Raw genomic sequence first — 1,171 nt, forward strand, 5'->3', positions numbered from 1 at the left:
ATATAATGTTTAGGTATTACCTGTATAAGTATTACTTATATGAATTAGAAACAAATCCATCATTAAATCATAATTTACCTTGGAGTATTTATGAAATTTTTAAATTCAGAAATCTATCAACAAAGAAAAGAGCTTAATGAACCATTACCATTTGTTTTACTAGATGAAACAAACAACACTGATAAAACACCAACTATAATAAACAATGAAATAGAAAAAATTATACAAAAGAACTTAAATAAAGTTCTTGATGCAGATAATCTACTCATATTAGCAGGCTCTGGATCTTCATTACACTTCGGAAATAAAGCTCCAAGTATGAAAACATTATGGAGAAAATGTGCTAAAAACGTAGCAAACATAAAAATAAAAGATATAAAAAACTTTACAAACTATGTAGAAATTAAGAAAGCAAATAAAATAAAAGGAAACAATATAGAATTACTCCTTTCTTGTTGTGATAATTTTTTATCTATGAATCCCGAAATCAATTCTAAAAATGATAAAGGTAATAATGATAAAATCCAAAAAGTTAAGAATTTTTTAGATAACTCAAAAAGAACAATTTTAAAAGAAACTAATTTTATTTCAGAATTAGAACCCAATAATGATGATTGGAGATCTCATAATTCATTCGTTCGTACTCTAGGTCTGAGAAATAAAAATAAACAAAGACTAAAGATCTTTACAACTAACTATGACTTAGCTTTTGAACAAGCAGCTTCTAATGTTGGAATGATAGTTATCGATGGTTTTGAATTTTCTAAGCCACACCGCTTTAACTCTGCATTATATAACTATGATATTGTAAATAGAAATACTACATTAGAAGGAAGTAACTATATTCCTAATGTTATTCATTTATATAAGTTACATGGTTCTGTTGATTGGATCAGATATCCAAACAATGATATTATTTACAAAGGTAATCCTTTAGATGAAAGCAATAAACATGAGCCTGTTTTTATTTATCCTAGTATCACAAAGTATCAACTTTCTTATGACTCTCCTTATGTATATTTAATTAGTACCTTTGTACATGAATTAAAAAAACCTAAAACAGCATTAATTTGTGTTGGCTTCGGATTTAATGATAAGCACTTAAATAATGCAATATTAATGGCTTTAAGAACTAATCCTGAACTTCTTCTTGTAATATCTACTTTAGATT

The 1,171-nt window shown here is 26.1% G+C and carries 1 protein-coding gene; it reads left to right on the forward strand.

The annotated features are described in order from the left end of the window. Nucleotides 1-90: 90 nt before the first annotated feature. The coding region (locus CKF59_RS07100) for an SIR2 family protein (protein ID WP_119535238.1) at nucleotides 91-1,171 on the forward strand (1,081 nt) is incomplete at its 3' end.

The organism is Psittacicella gerlachiana (assembly GCF_003585965.1).
Taxonomy (GTDB): Bacteria; Pseudomonadota; Gammaproteobacteria; order Enterobacterales; family Psittacicellaceae; genus Psittacicella; species Psittacicella gerlachiana.